The organism is Enterobacter sp. PGRG2, from assembly GCF_030291195.1.
GTDB lineage: Bacteria > Pseudomonadota > Gammaproteobacteria > Enterobacterales > Enterobacteriaceae > Enterobacter_D.
Genome location: NZ_CP127837.1, coordinates 967,953 through 987,860 on the forward strand (window position 1 = coordinate 967,953; position 19,908 = coordinate 987,860).

Annotated in this window: 16 protein-coding genes and 2 tRNA genes; 3 read left to right on the forward strand and 15 right to left on the reverse strand. The window is 56.0% G+C overall.

The window, feature by feature from the left end; translation table 11 throughout:
- Positions 1-4: 4 nt before the first annotated feature.
- The 15 genes from QRD42_RS04120 to trxA form a co-directional block, all read right to left on the reverse strand.
- Positions 5-80, reverse strand: a tRNA-His gene (locus tag QRD42_RS04120).
- A 65-nt stretch (positions 81-145) separates the two neighbouring features.
- Positions 146-222: transfer RNA gene (locus tag QRD42_RS04125), tRNA-Arg, on the reverse strand.
- A gap of 112 nt (positions 223-334) precedes the next feature.
- Complete coding sequence (gene thrP, locus QRD42_RS04130) at positions 335-1,720, reverse strand: bifunctional threonine/serine APC transporter ThrP (protein WP_321988238.1); 1,386 nt, start codon at positions 1,718-1,720, stop codon at positions 335-337.
- Positions 1,721-1,901: 181 nt separating this feature from the next.
- Entirely contained in the window at positions 1,902-2,642 is a 741-nt protein-coding gene (gene wecG / locus QRD42_RS04135) for a lipopolysaccharide N-acetylmannosaminouronosyltransferase (protein ID WP_072571091.1), read from the reverse strand.
- A gap of 11 nt (positions 2,643-2,653) precedes the next feature.
- Positions 2,654-4,006 carry an ECA oligosaccharide polymerase gene (gene wzyE, locus QRD42_RS04140; protein WP_321988239.1) on the reverse strand — a complete coding sequence of 451 codons (1,353 nt, stop codon included), beginning with the start codon at positions 4,004-4,006 and terminating at the stop codon, positions 2,654-2,656.
- Positions 4,003-5,082: a TDP-N-acetylfucosamine:lipid II N-acetylfucosaminyltransferase gene (locus tag QRD42_RS04145; RefSeq protein ID WP_321988240.1), complete on the reverse strand. Its 1,080-nt coding sequence runs from the start codon at positions 5,080-5,082 to the stop codon at positions 4,003-4,005. Before QRD42_RS04145 ends, wzyE begins: the two co-directional genes overlap by 4 nt.
- The gene (wzxE, locus tag QRD42_RS04150; RefSeq protein WP_321988241.1) at positions 5,079-6,329 is read right to left on the reverse strand and encodes a lipid III flippase WzxE; all 1,251 of its coding nucleotides are present in this window, start codon (positions 6,327-6,329) and stop codon (positions 5,079-5,081) included. Before wzxE ends, QRD42_RS04145 begins: the two co-directional genes overlap by 4 nt.
- Position 6,330: 1 nt before the next feature.
- Entirely contained in the window at positions 6,331-7,461 is a 1,131-nt protein-coding gene (rffA, locus tag QRD42_RS04155) for a dTDP-4-amino-4,6-dideoxygalactose transaminase (protein WP_321988732.1), read from the reverse strand.
- Between the two features lie 4 nt (positions 7,462-7,465).
- Entirely contained in the window at positions 7,466-8,158 is a 693-nt protein-coding gene (gene rffC / locus QRD42_RS04160; RefSeq protein WP_321988242.1) for a dTDP-4-amino-4,6-dideoxy-D-galactose acyltransferase, read from the reverse strand.
- Complete coding sequence (gene wecC / locus QRD42_RS04165; protein ID WP_321988243.1) at positions 8,155-9,417, reverse strand: UDP-N-acetyl-D-mannosamine dehydrogenase; 1,263 nt, start codon at positions 9,415-9,417, stop codon at positions 8,155-8,157. Before wecC ends, rffC begins: the two co-directional genes overlap by 4 nt.
- Positions 9,414-10,544: a non-hydrolyzing UDP-N-acetylglucosamine 2-epimerase gene (wecB, locus tag QRD42_RS04170; RefSeq protein ID WP_072571085.1), complete on the reverse strand. Its 1,131-nt coding sequence runs from the start codon at positions 10,542-10,544 to the stop codon at positions 9,414-9,416. Before wecB ends, wecC begins: the two co-directional genes overlap by 4 nt.
- A gap of 56 nt (positions 10,545-10,600) precedes the next feature.
- Complete coding sequence (wzzE, locus tag QRD42_RS04175; protein WP_072571084.1) at positions 10,601-11,647, reverse strand: ECA polysaccharide chain length modulation protein; 1,047 nt, start codon at positions 11,645-11,647, stop codon at positions 10,601-10,603.
- A gap of 13 nt (positions 11,648-11,660) precedes the next feature.
- Entirely contained in the window at positions 11,661-12,764 is a 1,104-nt protein-coding gene (wecA, locus tag QRD42_RS04180) for a UDP-N-acetylglucosamine--undecaprenyl-phosphate N-acetylglucosaminephosphotransferase (protein ID WP_072571083.1), read from the reverse strand.
- A gap of 356 nt (positions 12,765-13,120) precedes the next feature.
- The gene (gene rho / locus QRD42_RS04185) at positions 13,121-14,380 is read right to left on the reverse strand and encodes a transcription termination factor Rho (RefSeq protein ID WP_072571082.1); all 1,260 of its coding nucleotides are present in this window, start codon (positions 14,378-14,380) and stop codon (positions 13,121-13,123) included.
- Between the two features lie 336 nt (positions 14,381-14,716).
- Positions 14,717-15,046 carry a thioredoxin TrxA gene (gene trxA / locus QRD42_RS04190; protein ID WP_042394997.1) on the reverse strand — a complete coding sequence of 110 codons (330 nt, stop codon included), beginning with the start codon at positions 15,044-15,046 and terminating at the stop codon, positions 14,717-14,719.
- A 144-nt stretch (positions 15,047-15,190) separates the two neighbouring features.
- Here trxA and rhlB point away from each other — a divergent pair, with 144 nt between their 5' ends.
- The 3 genes from rhlB to avtA all read left to right on the forward strand — a co-directional run bounded on the left by rhlB (position 15,191) and on the right by avtA (position 19,360).
- Positions 15,191-16,456: an ATP-dependent RNA helicase RhlB gene (gene rhlB, locus QRD42_RS04195; protein WP_072571081.1), complete on the forward strand. Its 1,266-nt coding sequence runs from the start codon at positions 15,191-15,193 to the stop codon at positions 16,454-16,456.
- A 5-nt stretch (positions 16,457-16,461) separates the two neighbouring features.
- Positions 16,462-17,946: a guanosine-5'-triphosphate,3'-diphosphate diphosphatase gene (gene gppA / locus QRD42_RS04200; protein ID WP_072571080.1), complete on the forward strand. Its 1,485-nt coding sequence runs from the start codon at positions 16,462-16,464 to the stop codon at positions 17,944-17,946.
- A gap of 157 nt (positions 17,947-18,103) precedes the next feature.
- Positions 18,104-19,360, forward strand: coding sequence for a valine--pyruvate transaminase (gene avtA / locus QRD42_RS04205; protein ID WP_072571079.1), 1,257 nt, complete (start codon positions 18,104-18,106; stop codon positions 19,358-19,360).
- Positions 19,361-19,908: the final 548 nt, after the last annotated feature.

Here is a 19,908-nt window from a genome sequence, read left to right on the forward strand (position 1 = left end):
CTAATGGGGTGGCTAATGGGACTCGAACCCACGACAACTGGAATCACAATCCAGGGCTCTACCAACTGAGCTATAGCCACCACTGATATTCTTTCACGCGGCCCTGCTACCATCACAGGCCACCGCAGCTCCAGCACCGGGTAAATGGTGCGCCCGACAGGATTCGAACCTGAGACCTCTGCCTCCGGAGGGCAGCGCTCTATCCAGCTGAGCTACGGGCGCTTAGCGCCGTTGCGGGGGTGGATAGTACGGACTTCGGGCGTACCTGTCTAGTGCTTTTTAAAAGAAATCTCCAGAAAATGCGCGTTTGGTTATGCTTTGCGCATTTTGCTGCTTATTTCCCCAGCTTATCAGGCTGCGTATAGCGATTAAGGCCTAAAACCTTATAAATGACCGTGACTGCGGCGAGGAAGATGATGCCCACAAACAGCGACATACGGGTGTCCTCATTCAGGCCCATGCCAATCAGTACACAAATCAAAAACGCCATGGTGGCGTAGTTTGCCCACGGGAACAGCACCGAGCGGAACGGATGGGTGGCAATGGCCGCTTTATGCGCCTGACGGAAACGCAGCTGGCTTATCAGGATCACAAACCACGGCACCATCCCCGGCAAAACGCTGGCGCTGTAGACGTACACAAATACGCGCTGCGGGTTAGGGATGATGTAGTTCAGGCAGGAGCCAATCAGCAGAATGACGATAGAGATCGCCACGCCCGCCACCGGTACGCCGTTACGGGAGACTTTCGCCATTGCTGCCGGCAGCTGGCGGTTCTTCGCCAGCGCATACAGCATACGTCCACAGCTGTACATGCCGCTGTTACAGCCGGAAAGCGCGGCGGTCAGCACCACGAAATTGATGATCCCGGCGGCGGCGGTAATGCCGATTTTCGCAAAGGTCAGCACGAACGGGCTGCCGTTGCTGCCAATTTCATTCCACGGGAAAATGGTGACGATGACGAAAATCGCGCCCACATAGAAAATCAGGATGCGCCACAGCACTTTACCTACCGCGCTGCGCAGCGTGACCTGCGGGTTTTTCGCTTCCCCCGCCGTAATACCAATCAGCTCCACGCCCTGATAGGACGCCACCACGATGCACAGCGCCGTCAGGAAGCCTTTCCAGCCGCCCGCGAAGAAGCCGCCGTGCTCTGTCAGGTTGCCAAAGCCAATCGCATGGCCGCCGTTGCCAAAGCCGAAGAAAATCACCCCCAGCCCTACCACGATCATCACAATGATGGTGGTGACTTTGATCATCGCAAACCAGAACTCAATTTCACCGTACAGACGCACGGCGGCGAGGTTCGCCAGCGCCACCAGCCCGACGGCGATCAGCGCGGGGATCCACTGCGCCATCTCCGGGAACCAGAACTGCACATACACGCCGATGGCGGTGATTTCTGAGATGCCCACCGCCATCCACATAAACCAGTAGGACCAGGCGGTGAGATAGCCGAAGAACGGGCTCATGTAGCGGTGCGCGTACACGGCAAAGGAACCGGCGACCGGCTCAAGGAATAACATTTCGCCCATGGAGCGCATGATGAAGAAGACGAACAGCCCGGCAATAATGTATGCCAGCAATACTGATGGCCCTGCCCATTTCAGGGTGCTCGCCGCGCCCATAAACAGGCCAACGCCTATCGTGCCTCCGAGGGCAATAAGTTCGATGTGTCGAGCTTCCAGCCCACGCTGAAGCTCCGGTTTGTTCTCGGCCATAAATCCTCTGTTGTGTCTGCTACTGTTCCCGGCGGTGCGGGTTATAGTTATGACTCAGTGCAATGCATTGAGTGGGCGAATGGTTTCTTAATTCGGGGAAAATGGCAAACGATGGTTAACAAAAACGTATGAGTTGCTCAATAAAAAAGCAGGCGGCGCATTGCACCGCGCTGCCTGTCGATTACATCTGGCCGCGATAGTGCCAGGCAAGATAGCGCAACAGCTTCAGTTGGCGGGTGAGGCGACTCGGTTGCGATAACAGGCGATACAGCCACTCAAGTCCCATACGCTGCCAGACTTTCGGCGCACGCTTCACATGGCCGGTGAAAACGTCATAGGTGCCGCCTACGCCCATATAGAGCGCCTGCGGATATACCTCGCGGCAATCCCGCATCAGGATCTCCTGGCGCGGCGAGCCCATCGCCACGGTGACGATTTTCGCGCCGCTGTCGCGGATACGCTCAAACAGCGCCTGACGCTGGTCTGCAGTGAAGTAGCCATCCTGACTGCCGACAATATTCACCTGCCACTGCGCGCGCAGCTTTTCCTGCGTCTGGGCCAGTACGTCCGGTTTACCGCCCACCAGAAAGACGGGCGTACCCTCTTTTCCGGCGCGCGCCATCAGCTCTTCCCATAAATCCGCCCCAGCCACGCGCTCGACCTTCGCCTGCGGATACTTTTTGCGAATGGAACGCACAACGCTGATGCCGTCGGCATATTTATACTCTGCCGCTTCAATCAGCGCCCGCACCTGGGCGTCATTTTCCACGGCGAGCATTTTCTCGGCGTTGATCGCCACCAGCGTGCCCTGCTTCAGCGCGCCTCCGGCATAGAGGTGATCCAGCGCATGTTGCATATTCCGCCAGCCAATCAGCTTCAGCCCGCGCAGGGTGTACACCGGGGCGTCGGTTTTGTCAGTCATGGGATTCCTTATCAGACCTGTGAAAGGGTTTTGTGGGCGCGCAGCACGCGGGCATGGATCAGCCCGGCGCTGTCAAACAGCCAGTACAACAGTTTGGCCAGCACCAGACAGGCCCCAAAGACAACGAGGAAAAAGACCACCCGCGAGACAAACGAGTCCAGCCCTTCCCTTGCCAGCACAATCATGTTGAAAATGGCGCCGAAACAAAAGCTGTGCAGAATGGCCGCTTTATAACGATTGGTTTCCCGGTTGCCCAGTTGATACAGCCAGTCGAACCACTTAATGATCATCCCCACCACCACGGCACCCAGCGGGATAAACCATACGCCGCCCATCACCACCAGCGAACCGATCAGCGTCGGCGAGATAGCCAGCCCGGAGTGGTTATTCAGCACTTCCCAGGTAAAGTAATTGGCGGTATTCAGCACAATGCCAGGCCGGTCCGGCCACAGCCAGGTCGGGATAAACACATAGAAATCGCGCACAATGGGCGCCAGCCCCTGGAAGTCGATTTTGTCGTAGTTTTGCAGCAGCAGCGACAGGTTTTCCCACGGCGAGAAGGTATCGCGCGTCAGGTAGAGGAAGGTATAAAAAGCTTCGTCGCCGCTGACGTTCAGCCCGTAGCGCTTAAGCGCCAGCCAGAACATGCCGACAATACCGAGCACCCCCGCCGCTGCCAGCATCCACAGCGAGATCCACCCGCGAATGATGCCGATAAACAAAAAGATGGCGAAGGCGATAATGATATTGGCGCGCGTACCGCCCACGATCATATAGGTCAGCAGGCCAAAGGCCACGGTGCTGACGAGGAAGAACAGCCACGCCCGCCCGTCCTGGCGCAGAAAATAGACCACCAGCATCGCCGGAATAAAGAAGTAGAAGAAGCGCTTGAGCGCCACGCCGGAGACTTCGCTGGAGAAAATCTGGCTGTACGAATGCAGGCGGAACAGCAAAAAGCCGTTGTGCATAAAGAAAATGCCCACGCTGACGAGCGCGATCCCCATCAGCATCACCCACGCCAGATGCGCTTCCACCCGATTAATGGTAAACAGCGGACGGCGTTCGCGTTCCTGCCCCACCGGGCGCAAACGGGTTTTATAGGTCACATAATAGATGGCGTAGAAACAGGCCGCCGCCAGCAGGCTCTGCATCATTATGCCCGGCGGGGCCACGCCCACGTCGAAGCGGAACACCAGCACGCTGGTGAGCGGGAAACCGAAGAAGAAGGTCAGCAAAAACAGCAACGAGAAGAAAACGCTGAAGTTAAAGCGTACGCGGCGGAATTCAAACCACGTCAGCGTACCGATAAACAGCGAGGCCAGCAGCCAGATGACCAGTAATCCGCAGAACTCAAGCTGACTCATGCCACCTCTCCCGCCGCGATGCGCAGCGCCTGATGCCAGGGCGCCAGATAGTTAGGGCTGAAGAAGGTAATGGCGTTTTTATCCACCGCCGCCAGCTGGCGCTGCGCTTCGCGCACCACCGCCTCGTTCAGCGCATCACCGGTAAACAGCACCGGAATGTGCTGCTCCACCATATCCTGCCAGAACGGATTTTCACGATTGAGCACGCACGGCACACCCGCCTGGATCAGCAGACAGAGCGTGCCGATCCCCTGCTGACGGGCAAAGATAAAATAGCCCAAATCGCACTGGCGCAGTAAATCCAGGTATTCCGCAAATTCCATTTTCTCGCTGAGAATGCGCAAATGCTGCGGGCTGAACAGGGTTTCACCCGCCTGCCGGACCTGCGCGATATACGCCTCGTTATTCGCCGGATAACCCATAGGCACAATGACGTTCACCGTATCGCCAAACTGCTGGTGAATGGCCTTCAGCGCAGCGATATGCTCATTGCTGGGATCGCCGGAATTGCCCACCAGCACGGTCAGTTTGCCTTCGCTACGTACGGCAGGCGCCATAGTATTGAGGGACGGATCCATGCGTGTCGGGAAGTAGAGCAACTCGCCGCGCACCTGCGGATGGCGACGGGCAAAAAATTGCAGATCGCCGCGCGTGGCAAAGATACAGCCGACGCGCGCCTGGGCCAGCCGCCGCAGCGGATAAAACAGGCGAAACTTGAGGCTCTGCGACACTTCATACAGATCCGCGCCCCAGGCATGCCAGTTAAATTGCTGCGGTTTGATCGCGCCACGCAGCAGCGCCAGCCACAGGTCGGTATTAAACTGACCATGAAAGAAAAAGCGCTGTCCGCGATCGGCTTTTGCCAGCGAGATGACCGCCTGCGCCAGAGATTTTTTGCCGGCAAAGAAACGCAGTCGCAGCGCGGGAAAAGCGGCGCTGTAGCCGTCATCCGGCCCGGCGACCATAAATTCGCGCGCATGCTCGCCTGTGGAGGCGAGGTGATCGTTAAAAAACCGCAGCACGGTTTGATTATGGTGTGGGATATTCGATCCCAGTACATGAATAAGTGCAGTCATACCCGTTTACGCCAGAGCAAAAACACGCCACAACAAATGGCGAAATAAACAATATAAGTAGCCATATAGGCCTGCGCTGCGCCTGCGGCGCCGTGCGCCGGGATCAGCACGCGGGAAAATCCGGTGAGCAGGGCAAACTGGCTGATTTCCGCCAGAATATAAAATTTCAGCGAGGCGCGGGCGATCACCAGATAGCCGAAGACGTAAGCGCCCACTTTTAGTACATCGCCCACCAGTTGCCAGGCAAAGAGGTCACGCATGGCGATAAATTTGTCAGAGAACAGCAGCCAGATGGCGACATCCCGCAGCAACCAGACGGTGAAACTCGCCGCAGCCACTGCCGGTAATACAAATTTCAGCGACTTGACGATCTCACGGGTGATGTCCTGTTTCGAGGTCAGACGCGAGAGCGTCGGCAACAGATAAACGCTGAACGAGGCGGTAATAAACTGCAAATAGGCGTCAGAAATACTGCTGACTCCCTGCCAGATCCCCACTTCGTCCCAACTGTAGTGCGCCGCGAGCATGTTTCGCATCATCACATAGGCCAACGGCAGGGTGACGGAGGTGATGAGCGCCATCAGGGTAAACTTTGCCAGCTGCCCGGCGAACAGTTTATCCCATTGCGGCTTCAGGTAACCCAGCGGAATAGTTTTACGGCGGATAAGCAGCACAGTCGCCGGGATCACCACCAGCGCCGGTACCAGCGCCAGCCCCAGTAACGCGCCCTGATAGCCGCCGAGGCGGAAGCAGGCGTAATAGGCCATCACGCCCACAATACTGCCGCAAATCAGCGCCAGCGCGTTTCCTGCCGCGTCACGAAAGCCTTTCATCACCGCCAGCAGGAAGTTCGCCCAGGCGATGCCCATCTGCACCAGCGCCACCAGCTGAACCAGCCCCTGGAAATGCGTATGACCAAAGAGTCCCTGGCTGATGGGTGCCGCCGCCAGCAGGAAAACCAGCGCCAGCAGCGTCGAGAAACCCAGCACCATCGCGGACGAGGTGCCGACCACGTTGCGTAGCTGCGTGGGATCGTCATGGTATTGCGCCACCAGCTTAGTGACGCCGTTGAAAATACCCGCCCCGGCCAGCACGCCGAGCACGGTCACCAGCTGGCGGAAGTTACCCGCCTGGCCGACGCCCGACGGGCCAAAAGCCACGGCGAGCAGTTTCACCACCAGCAGTCCCGCGCCAATCTTGACCAGCGTGGACGCGGCGGTCCATACCGAAGCTTTAGCCAGCGACATCTCAGTTAAAATAGCTCAGCAGAGTGCTGATAACCGTACGTTGATTGACCGGTGCCAGATTGTAGAACAGCGGCAGGCGAAGCAAACGCTCACTTTCCTGCGTGGTGTAACGGTCTTCGTCGTGGAACTCACCAAACTGTTCGCCCGCCGGGCTGGAGTGCAGCGGAATGTAATGGAACACCGCGAGAATCTCCGCCTCTTTCAGGAAGGCGATCAGCTTGCTGCGGTCGGCTTCATCGCGCAGTTTGATGTAAAACATGTGCGCGTTGTGGCTGCAATCCGCCGGAACCGTCGGCAGTTCAATGCGACCGGTGCGTGCCAGCGGGGAGAACGCGTCGAAATAGGTCTGCCACAGCGACAGGCGTTGCTGGTTGATGCGATCCGCCGCTTCCAGCTGCGCCCACAGGTAGGCGGCCTGCAAATCGGCCATCAGAAAGCTGGAGCCGATATCGCGCCAGGTGTATTTATCCACCTGACCACGGAAGAACTGGCTGCGGTTGGTGCCTTTTTCGCGGATCACTTCGGCCCGCTCAATCAGCGCGCGGTCGTTGATCAGCGTCGCGCCGCCTTCGCCCCCGGCGGTGTAATTTTTGGTTTCGTGGAAGCTAAAGCAACCAATATGGCCGATTGTCCCCAGCGCGCGGCCTTTGTAGGTCGACATCACGCCCTGCGCGGCATCTTCCACCACAAAGAGGTTGTACTGCTTCGCCAGCGCCATGATGGTGTCCATTTCACAGGCGACGCCCGCGTAGTGTACCGGCACGATGGCGCGTGTTTTTTCGGTGATCGCCGCTTCGATGCGCGCCTCATCAATGTTCATGGTGTCCGGGCGAATATCGACAAAGACGATTTTCGCGCCGCGCAGCACAAAGGCATTGGCGGTGGACACGAAGGTATAGCTCGGCATGATCACCTCATCGCCGGGCTGAATATCCAGCAGCAGGGCGGCCATCTCCAGCGACGCGGTGCAGGACGGCGTTAACAGCACTTTCGCGCTGCCAAAGCGTTGTTCCATCCACTGCTGACAGCGACGGGTAAAGCCGCCATCGCCACACAGCTTGCCGCTTCCCATGGCCGACTGCATGTATTCAAGTTCACTGCCTACTACGGGGGGTGCGTTAAAAGGGATCATCATGTCACCTGTATAACCAGTAGGCGGTGCTTTCCACATTCGCACCGCTTTGAATGTAACGTTTAAGCGCGGCGGTATTTCCCGCCTGCGTCGCCACACGTAACCTTGTCAGCTGGCGCGTCTGCGTCCAGTATGACGCCGCCTGCATTAGTTCTTCACCCGCGCCGCGCCCGGCCAGCAGGCCAATACGCGCCTCATGGTCATTGAGCTGGCGCAGGGAGACAAACGCCCGGATGTCGCCGTCAGCGGCGCGGAAAACCAGGCACTGGTGATCAAACTCGCCTTTGACGGCGTTTTCAATCCACTGGGCGTAAAAACGTCCGCTGGCTTCTGGCGGATACCAGGGCGCGCGAAAACGGCTTTGCGCGAATGCCTGTGCCGCCAGCTCGCGCAGCCGCGGAATGTCTTCAGCTCCGGCGACCTGCGCCTGCGGATCGGCCATCGGCGCGCAGAGGTTCAGCGCGAGATCCACTTCCCCTTCCACCAGCTGAAAACCGCGCTGTTGCAGCGCGTCCAGCCGTGCCGCATCGCTGGCCGGAATTTTGACCTGCACCCGTTCCCAGGCGTTGAGATCGGCTTCGGTGATCGCCGGGCCGCTGTCGCTCAGGCGCACGATAGCGCTGCGCAGGCCGAAAAACTGGCTTTCCCAGCCAAGAGGCTCAACCGTACCGTGCAGCGGAAAGGACGGGGCTGTCATCGCCAGACGCCTTTGGTATCAATAATATACTGCTGCGTGATCGCATCGCCCGGAAGGGCTTTAAACTGCTGATGATCCACCAGCATGACGATGACGTCAGCTTTTGCCAGCGCGTCGTCAAGGCTCACCAGCTCACCCAGACCGGCGAGTTTTTTCGGCAGCGCATGAATATTCGGCTCCACCATCAGGGTGTTGCCGCTGTGCCATTCGGCGATCTGCCGGGCGATTTCCATTGCCGGGCTTTCGCGTAAATCGTCAATGTTGGGCTTAAATGCCAGGCCGAAGCAGGCGATGTTAAGTTCGCTGGCGCGTTTGCCGCTCGCCGTCAGGCAGTCGGCAACCGTGGCTTTGACCTGATTCAGCACCCACTGCGGTTTGCTGTCGTTTACTTCACGGGCAGTGCGGATCAACCGCGCCTGCTGCGGGTTTTGCGACACGATAAACCACGGGTCGACGGCGATACAGTGTCCGCCCACGCCCGGCCCCGGCTGCAAAATGTTAACGCGCGGGTGGCGGTTGGCGAGGCGGATCAGCTCCCAGACGTTAATGCCCTGGTCGGCGCAAATCAGCGACAGTTCGTTGGCAAAGGCAATGTTGACGTCGCGGAAGCTGTTCTCGGTGAGTTTGCACATCTCAGCGGTGCGGGCATTAGTGACCACACACTCACCTTCAAGGAAGATGTTGTACAGCTCGCTGGCGCGGGCGGAGCACACCGGCGTCATGCCGCCGATCACACGGTCATTTTTGATCAGTTCAACCATCACCTGGCCTGGCAGCACGCGCTCCGGGCAGTAGGCGATATTAATATCCGCCTGCTCGCCCGCCTGCTGCGGGAAGCTCAGATCCGGACGCATTTCCGCCAGCCACTGCGCCATTTGTTCGGTCGCGCCAACAGGTGAGGTGGATTCGAGGATCACCAGCGCGCCTTTTTTCAGCACCGGCGCGATGGATTTGGCTGCCGCTTCCACGTAGGCCATATCCGGATCGTGATCGCCTTTAAAAGGCGTCGGCACGGCAATCAGGTAAGCATCCGCCGCCACCGGCGTGGTGCTGGCGCGCAAAAAACCGCCCTCAACCGCCGCTTTTACAACGCTGTCGAGTTCAGGTTCAACAATATGAATTTGCCCGCGATTAATGGTGTCCACCGCGTGCTGGTTGATATCAATACCCACTACCTGCTTTTGACGGGAGGCGAAAGCCGCCGCGGTTGGCAGTCCGATGTAGCCAAGGCCAATGACAGAAATGGTTGAAAAGCTCATAGCGTTACCCGATTGTGTTTAAGTGCGTGCAAAATTCGACCGCAGGCCTCACCGTCTCCATACGGATTGTGCGCGTGGCTCATCGCCTGCCACGCATCAAAACTGGTCAGCAGACGCGTGACTTCATCCACGATACGCTGTCTGTCGGTACCGATCAGCCTGACCGTACCGGCTTCCACGGCTTCCGGGCGCTCAGTGGTGTCACGCATCACCAGCACCGGCTTGCCTAATGAAGGCGCCTCTTCCTGAATGCCGCCGGAATCCGTCAGGATCAGCCACGAGTGGTTCATCAGCCAGAGGAACGGCAGGTAATCCTGCGGCTCGATGAGAATCACGTTATCCACGTGCCCCAGGATGCGGTTTACCGGCTCGCTGACGTTAGGGTTGAGGTGTACCGGATAGACAATCTGCACATCATCATGGGCGGCGGCGATGTCCGCCAGCGCGTGACAGATTTGCTCAAACCCGCGACCAAAGCTTTCGCGGCGATGACCGGTCACGAGGATCAGCTTTTTGGATTTATCGATAAACGGATAGCGTCCGGCCAGCTCGTTTTGCAGCGCCTCGTTGTTCAGCACGGTATCGCGTACCCAGAACAGCGCATCAATAACGGTATTGCCGGTGACAAAAATTTTCTTATCGGCAACGTTCTCCCGCAGCAGGTTGTGCCGGGCGTTTTCCGTGGGAGCAAAGTGGTACATCGCCAGATGACCGGTCAGGGTGCGGTTGGCTTCTTCCGGCCACGGCGAGGAGAGATCGCCGGTGCGCAGGCCCGCTTCCACGTGGCCTACCGGAATACGCTGATAAAACGCGGCCAGGCTTGCGGCGATGGTGGTAGTGGTATCGCCATGTACCAGCACAACATCCGGCTTAAAAGATTCGAGGATGGGCTTTAGCCCTTCCAGAATGCGGCAGGTAATTTCTGTCAGCCCCTGACCCGGCTGCATAATATTAAGGTCGTAGTCCGGAACGATCGAAAAGAGATGTAACACCTGATCGAGCATCTCACGATGCTGCGCGGTGACGCACACTTTCGCCTCGAAATAAGGATCCTTTGCCAGTGCATGAACCAGAGGCGCCATTTTGATGGCCTCTGGTCGTGTGCCAAATACGGTAAGTACTTTCACAACGATTCTCTTCGATTAGATGATGAAGGCACGGCGGCCTTCATCTCAGACGGCGTTTAGTATGAGCGACGACGCGTTAACGCTACACCGGCTCCGACTAACGCCCCCACAATTCCCCACATGATCATCAGGAAAGCACGACGCGGACTGTCGCGTTTTACCGGTTCTTCCGGTGTGCGCAAATAACGATAAGTCTGAAAACGGGGATCCAGTGTGGGGCCGACGTTGAGCGTATTCAGCATGGCACGGTTCTGGTCATAGTCCAGGTCAAACTCCGGGCCGACGGAACGCAGGTTTTCGAGGCGCGCCTGCAGCATCGGACGGCCCAGCAGGAACATTTCTGAATCAGGCAGTTCGTCGGCCGGCACCTCGGTTTCACTGCGGGAAATATTGTGTTGTTCGGCAACTTTCAGCGCCTGTTCCACGCTGTGAACGCGGCGGTTGAAAATAGCGCGGGCCACCTCTTCCTGACGCTTGACCTGCGCCTTCATCTGAATAGTACGCGCCGCCCATGCGCCTTTCAGCTCATCATTCAGATGGCTGGCAGCGCGCTGGCTGGCAAAGGCCACATACTGACGCAGCAGATTGTTAGCGTCCGGCGCTGTTTCCGCCGTCAGCTTAACGTTGTCATTCAGGTTACGCAGGGCGTCGCCAGGCGTGTACTGGATGTAGTTGATTAATTCATCCAGCATTGCGGCATCGGCTTTGCTGTTGCCCACCGTACGCTGCTTGTAATAATCGGTCTGTAACCAGAAATCACGGCGGGTATCCCATGACGCCAGCTGCATAACAAATTCTTTATAGGCCTCGTCCATTACCGAAGGCTGATCGACCGGCGCCAGGCTGGCTTTAACATCCAGATTACGCAGGAACTGCTGCTGAGAGTAGTAACCGCCAAGCATGTTCACGGTAGGCCGATCGGTCATCGCCGTGGCGCTCCACTCCTGACGCGCGAAAAAGGTATAGGGTAATACGATCAAGGCGAAAACCAGCGCCACACCTGCAATCCAGAATTTCCCTGCCCACAAAGTACGAAACAAACCACGAATATCCAGTTCATTCTCCGTACCTACTGATTGTGCTCCCGGTAATGGTTGAGTCATCGCTATCCCAGAATTACTTGGTTAATGGTGGATTATGTCTGCTTTTGCGACGGAGACGGCGTTTCACACGTTTAATGAAGCGTGCGACTTTCCATGCCCGTTTAATACAGTAGCCGTACAGGAAAAATGCTAGCAAGAACAATGCCAACATCACCCATTCCGGTACGATATGTACATATTCCATCACAACGCCGATAGCGGCCAACAGGGCGGCAGCGAGCGTGATAAGGACGAATGCCTGACGGGAGGTAAAGCCGGCACGCATAATAAGATGGTGGATGTGCTGACGATCCGGTGAGAACGGGCTCATGCCCTTACGCAGACGACGATACATAATCGCCACCATGTCCATTAATGGAATGGCGATGATCCACAGCGCCGTGACCGGGCTTATCGGATGGCGTTGGCCCTGAGTGGTTTCCAGCAGGATCCAGATCACGGTAAAACCAATCAGCGTACTGCCCGCATCGCCCATAAACACTTTATAGCGGCGGCCAAGCACGCCAAGGTTCAGCAGAATATAGGGCAGGATGGCGGCGATCATGGCGAAGCACCACATCGCAAGGCTGGTCTGACCGTCGAACCACAGGATGATGCCAATGGCCCCGAAGGAGACGCAGGACAACCCTCCGAGCAGACCATCAATACCGTCAACCATATTGAAGGCATTAATGGCGGCCCAGACGGCAAACAGCGTCAGGAAGAAACCGAACGGTCCGAGCACCAGTTCCCATGAGCCAAAAATATGCCCGAGGCTGAGGAGATAAAGCTTGCCGACGGCCATCATCACCACGGCGATAAGCGCCTGGATAGTGGCACGAATTTTTACGCTGATATCAAAACGATCGTCTAACGCGCCCACGAAGACAAGTACGCCCGCACAGGCCAGGTAGAGAGCAGCATGAGGTATGTAGTAATCGGCAATGTAGAACGTAAAGCAAATCCCGGCGTAAACAGAGATACCGCCCACCAGCGGGATCAGCCCCTGATGTCGTTTACGGAAGTTTGGCTTGTCCACCAGACCGATTTTCTTCGCGATTTTCCGTGCGAAAAAAAGAAAGATAAAAGTGAGTAAAAAAATACTGAATAACTCAGTAACCGCAGTGAGTAAATTCACAATGCATGCTCTCAGCGAATGTTGATCCTGGAAGTATAACGACGTTGACCTTGCTCAAGAAGCAATAAAGCGGGTCATACACAGGGTCTGTTGTATGTTTTTCAATCAATTAGGCCATTCTTATAGTGAATGTTCCGTAATATCGCGCGCTGCCCGAAGCATCTTGTGGCTCCGTGGTTATAGCGTATATTCCGCAAAAGAAAAACGCCACGTAAAACGTGGCGTTTCGGGGCTTTATTTGGATTACGCGCACTCCGTCAAGTGAGAAACTGCGCGTTTTTCCCGCATCTTCACATCAGCCTGTCGATGCAAACCGCCGTCAAATCATTCACCAGAACCAGCAAAATTGATAAGACTTACGAACGTTTCATCATGTCGAAGAATTCGTCGTTGGTTTTGGTCATCGCCAGCTTGTTGATGAGGAACTCCATTGCGTCGATCTCGCCCATCGGGTGAATGATCTTACGCAAAATCCACATTTTCTGCAGTTCTTCCTGCGTGGTGAGCAGCTCTTCTTTACGCGTACCTGAACGGTTGTAATCGATCGCCGGGAATACACGCTTCTCAGCGATTTTACGCGCCAGATGCAGTTCCATGTTGCCGGTACCTTTAAATTCTTCGTAGATAACTTCATCCATTTTAGAACCGGTATCGACAAGCGCGGTGGCGATGATGGTCAGGCTGCCGCCCTCTTCCACGTTACGTGCCGCGCCGAAGAAACGCTTCGGACGATGCAGGGCGTTAGCATCCACACCACCGGTTAACACTTTACCGGAAGCCGGTACCACGGTGTTGTAGGCGCGGGCCAGACGGGTGATGGAATCGAGCAGAATGATAACGTCTTTTTTATGCTCAACCAGACGCTTCGCCTTTTCGATCACCATTTCAGCGACCTGAACGTGGCGGGAAGCCGGTTCGTCGAAGGTGGACGCAACCACTTCGCCTTTTACCAGACGCTGCATCTCGGTAACTTCTTCCGGACGTTCGTCAATGAGCAGAACCATCAGCACGCAATCAGGGTGATTGTAGGCGATGCTCTGGGCAATGTTTTGCAGCAGCATGGTTTTACCGGCTTTCGGCGGTGCCACAATCAGACCACGCTGACCACGACCAATCGGCGAGGCCAGATCGAGAACGCGGGCGGTTAAGTCTTCTGTAGAGCCGTTACCACGTTCCATACGCAGACGAGAGTTTGCGTGCAGCGGAGTCAGGTTCTCAAACAGGATTTTGTTACGCGCGTTTTCTGGTTTGTCGTAGTTAACTTCATTGACTTTCAACAGCGCAAAGTAACGTTCACCCTCTTTGGGCGGGCGAATCTTACCAGAGATGGTATCACCAGTGCGGAGGTTGAAACGTCGGATTTGGCTGGGGGAAACGTAGATGTCATCAGGACCGGCGAGGTAGGAGCTGTCTGCGGAGCGGAGGAAACCAAATCCATCCTGCAAAATCTCCAGCACACCGTCGCCAAATATATCTTCGCCACTCTTAGCGTGCTGCTTCAGGATGGCAAAAATGATGTCCTGCTTGCGCATACGAGCCTGGTTCTCAAGCCCCATATTTTCGCCGAGAGTGATCAGCTCAGAAACCGGCGTATTCTTTAATTCGGTAAGATTCATAGTGGTGTGGGTTCTTAAACTCGGGGTAAATCTCGAACTTAATTTGTGAATGGTATGGCAGGGTCATCCATGCCTGTTTTAGCGGCCATCAACTCATGTCTGTTCGCTGCCTGCTTACGGGAAGAACACAGAACTGAAACGACAAGACGGATTGAGTGACAAGCCCGGAATCTATCTACTTCTCTCGCGGCGATGGTGCTCAGCGGGAAGTATCGGGTACAAACTACAAAGGTATGTTTAAAACGAAGTCAAAACAAACTTAGCACGACTGAAGCCGGGCGTCCAGCGATCCCAAAAAATTAGGAACGCAGCACGCCAGGCTGGGTTTGCGCTGGATTATGCCAGGTTGGCGTCCAGGAACTCTTTCAGTTGACCCTTAGACAGCGCACCGACTTTGGTGGCCGCTACTTCGCCGTTTTTGAACAGCAGCAGGGTCGGAATACCGCGGATACCATACTTAGGCGCAGTGCCCGGGTTCTGGTCGATATTCAGTTTGGCAACGGTCAGTTTGCCCTGATACTCGTCAGCGATTTCATCCAGAATCGGAGCGATCATTTTGCACGGACCGCACCACTCTGCCCAGAAATCGACGAGGGTCAGCCCTTCAGCTTTAAGTACATCCGTGTCAAAACTGTCGTCAGTCAGGTGAATAATTTTATCGCTCATATTTAACTCCACAGGAATAAGCCTGGCGTGCTGATGTAGCATGAAACTACAACGTATTGATGCCACATTAACCAACTAAAGGTTGACTTTATTTCACCGGATACGCTTTCGTAAAGCAATAGTAAGCTGATATTCTACCACACTATGAGCAAAACACATTTAACAGAACAGAAGTTTACCGACTTCGCCCTGCACCCTAAGGTGATCGAAGCCCTTGAAAACAAAGGCTTTCATAATTGCACACATATCCAGGCGCTGGCGCTCCCGCTAACGCTGGCTGGTCGTGATGTAGCAGGACAGGCGCAAACCGGTACCGGGAAAACGATGGCGTTTCTGACGTCAACGTTTCATTATCTTCTCTCTCATCCGGCGATCGCAGACCGCAAGGTGAACCAACCGCGTGCGCTGATCATGGCGCCAACCCGTGAACTGGCGGTGCAGATCCATGCTGATGCCGAACCCCTGGCGCAGACTACCGGCCTGAAATTAGGCCTCGCCTACGGCGGCGATGGCTATGACAAACAACTTAAAGTCCTGGAAAGCGGCGTCGACATTCTGATCGGCACCACCGGGCGTCTGATCGATTACGCAAAACAGAACCACATCAACCTTGGCGCGATTCAGGTGGTGGTGCTGGATGAAGCCGATCGCATGTATGACCTGGGCTTTATCAAAGACATTCGCTGGCTGTTCCGTCGTATGCCGGCGGTCACTGAACGTCTCAACATGCTGTTCTCCGCCACCCTGTCCTACCGTGTGCGTGAACTCGCTTTTGAACAGATGAACAACGCTGAATATGTGGAAGTCGAACCGGAGCAAAAAACCGGCCACCGCATCAAAGAAGAGCTGTTCTATCCGTCTAACGAAGAAAAAATGCGTCTGTTGCAGACGTTGATTGAAGAAGAGTGGCCGGATCGCGCCATCATTTTCGCCAATACTAAACACCGTTGCGAAGACATCTGGGGCCATTTAGCCGCCGACGGGCACCGTGTAGGCCTGCTGACAGGTGACGTGGCGCAGAAAAAACGCCTGCGTATCCTGGAAGAATTTACCCGTGGCGACCTGGACATCCTGGTAGCGACTGACGTGGCCGCGCGCGGTCTGCACATTCCAGCCGTTACGCACGTCTTCAACTACGATCTGCCGGATGACTGTGAAGACTACGTGCACCGTATTGGCCGTACCGGCCGTGCGGGCGCAAGCGGTCATTCCATCAGCCTGGCCTGCGAAGAGTACGCGCTGAACCTGCCGGCGATTGAAACTTACACCGGCCACTCTATTCCGGTCAGCAAATACAATCCGGACGCGCTACTGAAAGATCTGCCGAAGCCGTTGCGCCTCACCCGCGCCCGTCCAGGCAATAATCAGCGCCGCCCTGGCGCACCGCGTAATCGTCGTCGTCCGGGTTAAAAAAGATGCTCACCACTACTTCGCTATACGCCGCAATAGATTTAGGCTCTAACAGCTTTCATATGCTGGTTGTACGCGAGGTGGCGGGGAGCATACAGACCCTGAGCCGCATCAAACGCAAAGTCCGCCTGGCGGCGGGTTTGAGCAGCGATCTTGTGCTCTCGCCCGAAGCCATGGAGCGCGGCTGGCAATGCCTGCGTCTGTTCGCAGAACGTTTGCAGGACATCCCGCAGGTACAAATTCAGGTGGTCGCCACGGCGACGCTGCGCCTGGCCGTCAATGCACATGTCTTTATCACGAAAGCGCAGGAAATCCTCGGCTGCCCGGTGCAACTCATCAGCGGCGAGGAAGAAGCGCGCCTGATTTATCAGGGCGTGGCGCACACCACTGGTGGCGACGATCGCCGTCTGGTGGTGGATATTGGCGGCGCCAGCACCGAACTGGTGACCGGCACCGGCGCGCAGGCCACGTCCCTGTTCAGCCTGTCGATGGGCTGCGTCACCTGGCTTGAGCGTTACTTCACCGACCGTAATCTGGCGAAAGAGCACTTCGACGAGGCGGAACGCGCCGCGCGCGCGGTGATCCGTCCGGTGGCCAATGAACTACGCGCGCACGGCTGGAAAGTCTGCGTCGGCGCGTCCGGCACGGTGCAGGCGCTACAGGAAATCATGATGGCGCAGGGCATGGACGAGCGCATCACGCTGGCCAAACTTCAGCAGCTCAAACAGCGCGCCATTCAGTGTGGTCGTCTTGAGGAGCTGGAAATCGAAGGCCTGACGCTGGAGCGGGCGCTGGTTTTCCCGAGCGGGCTGGCGATCCTTATCGCCATCTTCACCGAGCTGGATATTCAGTGTATGACTCTGGCAGGCGGCGCGCTGCGCGAAGGCCTGGTGTACGGCATGCTGCATCTGTCGGTGGATCAGGACATTCGCAACCGCACGCTGCGTAACATTCAGCGCCGTTTTATGGTCGATACCGAACAGGCTTTGCGCGTCGCGCAGCTGGCAACCCGTTTTGCCGCGCAGGTGGAAGGCGTCTGGGATCTCCAGCCGCTGTCGCGCGATCTGCTGGTCAGCGCCTGTCAGCTACACGAAATCGGCCTCAGCGTCGATTTTAAATCCGCGCCGCAGCACGCTGCCTATCTTGTACGCAATCTTGATCTGCCGGGCTTCACCCCTGCGCAGAAAAAGTTGCTGGCGACCCTGTTGCTCAACCAGACCAGTACGGTCGATCTCTCGTCGTTGCATCAGCAAAACGCCGTGCCGCCGCGCGTGGCGGAACACCTGTGCCGGCTGCTGCGTCTGGCGATTATTTTCGCCAGCCGTCGCCGTGACGATTTGTTGCCGGCCATCACCCTGACGGCGGTGGAGGAGAGCCTGACGCTGTCCCTGCCGCATGACTGGCTGACCAGCCACCCGCTGGGCGCTGAGCTTATCGATCAGGAGTGTCAGTGGCAGAGCTACGTCCACTGGCCATTAACCGTCCTGTAACGCCTTTTTATTCCACCCTTTACCTGTGGCATAAAAACTCACCATAGCCACAGCCAGCAGCATTTTATTCCATCACACCGGCCTTTGTCCGATTTGCACCGCGCCTGCGCTGGCGTTAAGGTGGGGCAAATTCAAAGAGACCGACAGACCACCTGCTATGACATTTTCACTTTTCGGCGACAAATTCACCCGCCATTCAGGCATCACCCGCCTGATGGAGGATCTCAACGACGGCCTGCGCACGCCTGGCGCCATCATGCTCGGCGGCGGCAACCCGGCGCAAATCCCGGAAATGACCGATTATTTCCACCAGCTGCTTGCCGATATGCTCAGCTCCGGCAAAGCCACTGATGCGCTATGCAATTACGACGGTCCCCAGGGTAAGTCAGAGCTGCTGGTCTGCCTTGCACAAATGCTGCGGGAAACTCAGGGCTGGGATATTGAGCCGCAGAATATTGCACTGACAAACGGCAGCCAGAGCGCGTTTTTCTACTTGTTCAATCTGTTCGCAGGTCGTCGTGCCGATGGAAGCACCAGAAAAGTGCTGTTCCCGCTGGCGCCGGAATACATCGGCTATGCCGATTCCGGCCTGGAAGAAGATCTTTTCGTCTCGGCGCGCCCCAACATTGAACTGCTGCCGGAAGGCCAGTTTAAATATCACGTTGATTTCGAGCACCTGCATATCGGGGAAGAAACCGGCATGATCTGCGTATCGCGTCCGACCAACCCGACCGGTAACGTGATCACCGATGATGAGCTGATGAAGCTGGACGCGCTGGCGAATCAGCACGGCATTCCGCTGGTCATCGATAACGCCTACGGCGTGCCCTTCCCCGGGATCATCTTCAGCGATGCGCGTCCGCTGTGGAACCCAAACACCGTGCTGTGCATGAGTCTCTCCAAGCTCGGCCTGCCCGGCAGTCGCTGCGGGATCATCATTGCGGATGAAAAAATTATCTCGGCGATCCGCAATATGAACGGCATCATCAGCCTCGCCCCCGGCGGTATCGGCCCGGCGATGATGTGCGAAATGATCAAGCGTAACGATCTGCTGCGCCTGTCGGAAACCGTTATCAAGCCGTTCTATCAGCAGCGCGTACAGGAGACGGTTGCGACAATACGCCGCTATTTGCCGGAAGAGCGCTGTCTGATCCACAAGCCGGAAGGGGCGATTTTCCTCTGGCTGTGGTTTAAGGATCTGCCGATCACCACCGAACTGCTCTACCAGCGCCTGAAAAAACGCGGCGTGCTGATGGTGCCAGGGGATTATTTCTTCCCTGGCCTCGACAAACCCTGGCCGCACACCCACCAGTGTATGCGCATGAACTATGTTCCGGATCCGGACAAAATTGAAGCGGGCATTAAAGTGCTGGCTGAAGAGATTGAATTTGCCTGGCAGGAAAGTCAGCTTTAAAAGAATATATCCGGGCTTGTGTGATCAAGTCCGGAATATTTCGCCGCCCGTAGTTACGCCCCATATTAAAATAATGTTTTTGATGCGATATATCCGCATCAGTTATTAGCATGCTTATTAACTTATAAATAATTTAATTGGGGCTACATATCCTTGCGGGGTTTCAGCGCCGCTTACGCTTCCACATAAAAAATAAATATATTGATAAACAAGGATTTTTTTAAATACACTTTATTTGATTATTAGGAATAATCACAATTTATTAACTTTATTTAATAATACATGCAACAAAAGTTGTTGCCGTCAAAAAGCTACTTACACTCATTAATACGCCGTCCGGCGTTTTATTTAGTGGAGTATGATCATGGCTACTAATAACGTTAGCCACCTGAGCGTCATTACGGTGGCCGTACTTCTTGCATTCTCATTATCTGCCTGCAGCGGCGGGGGTTCTCATTCCAGTGCGAAAAAAACGCCGACCACAGGGACGAGCACGGGAGCGGGTACTAACGATGGAACGTCGACGGCAAACAACGGATCGGGCGGCG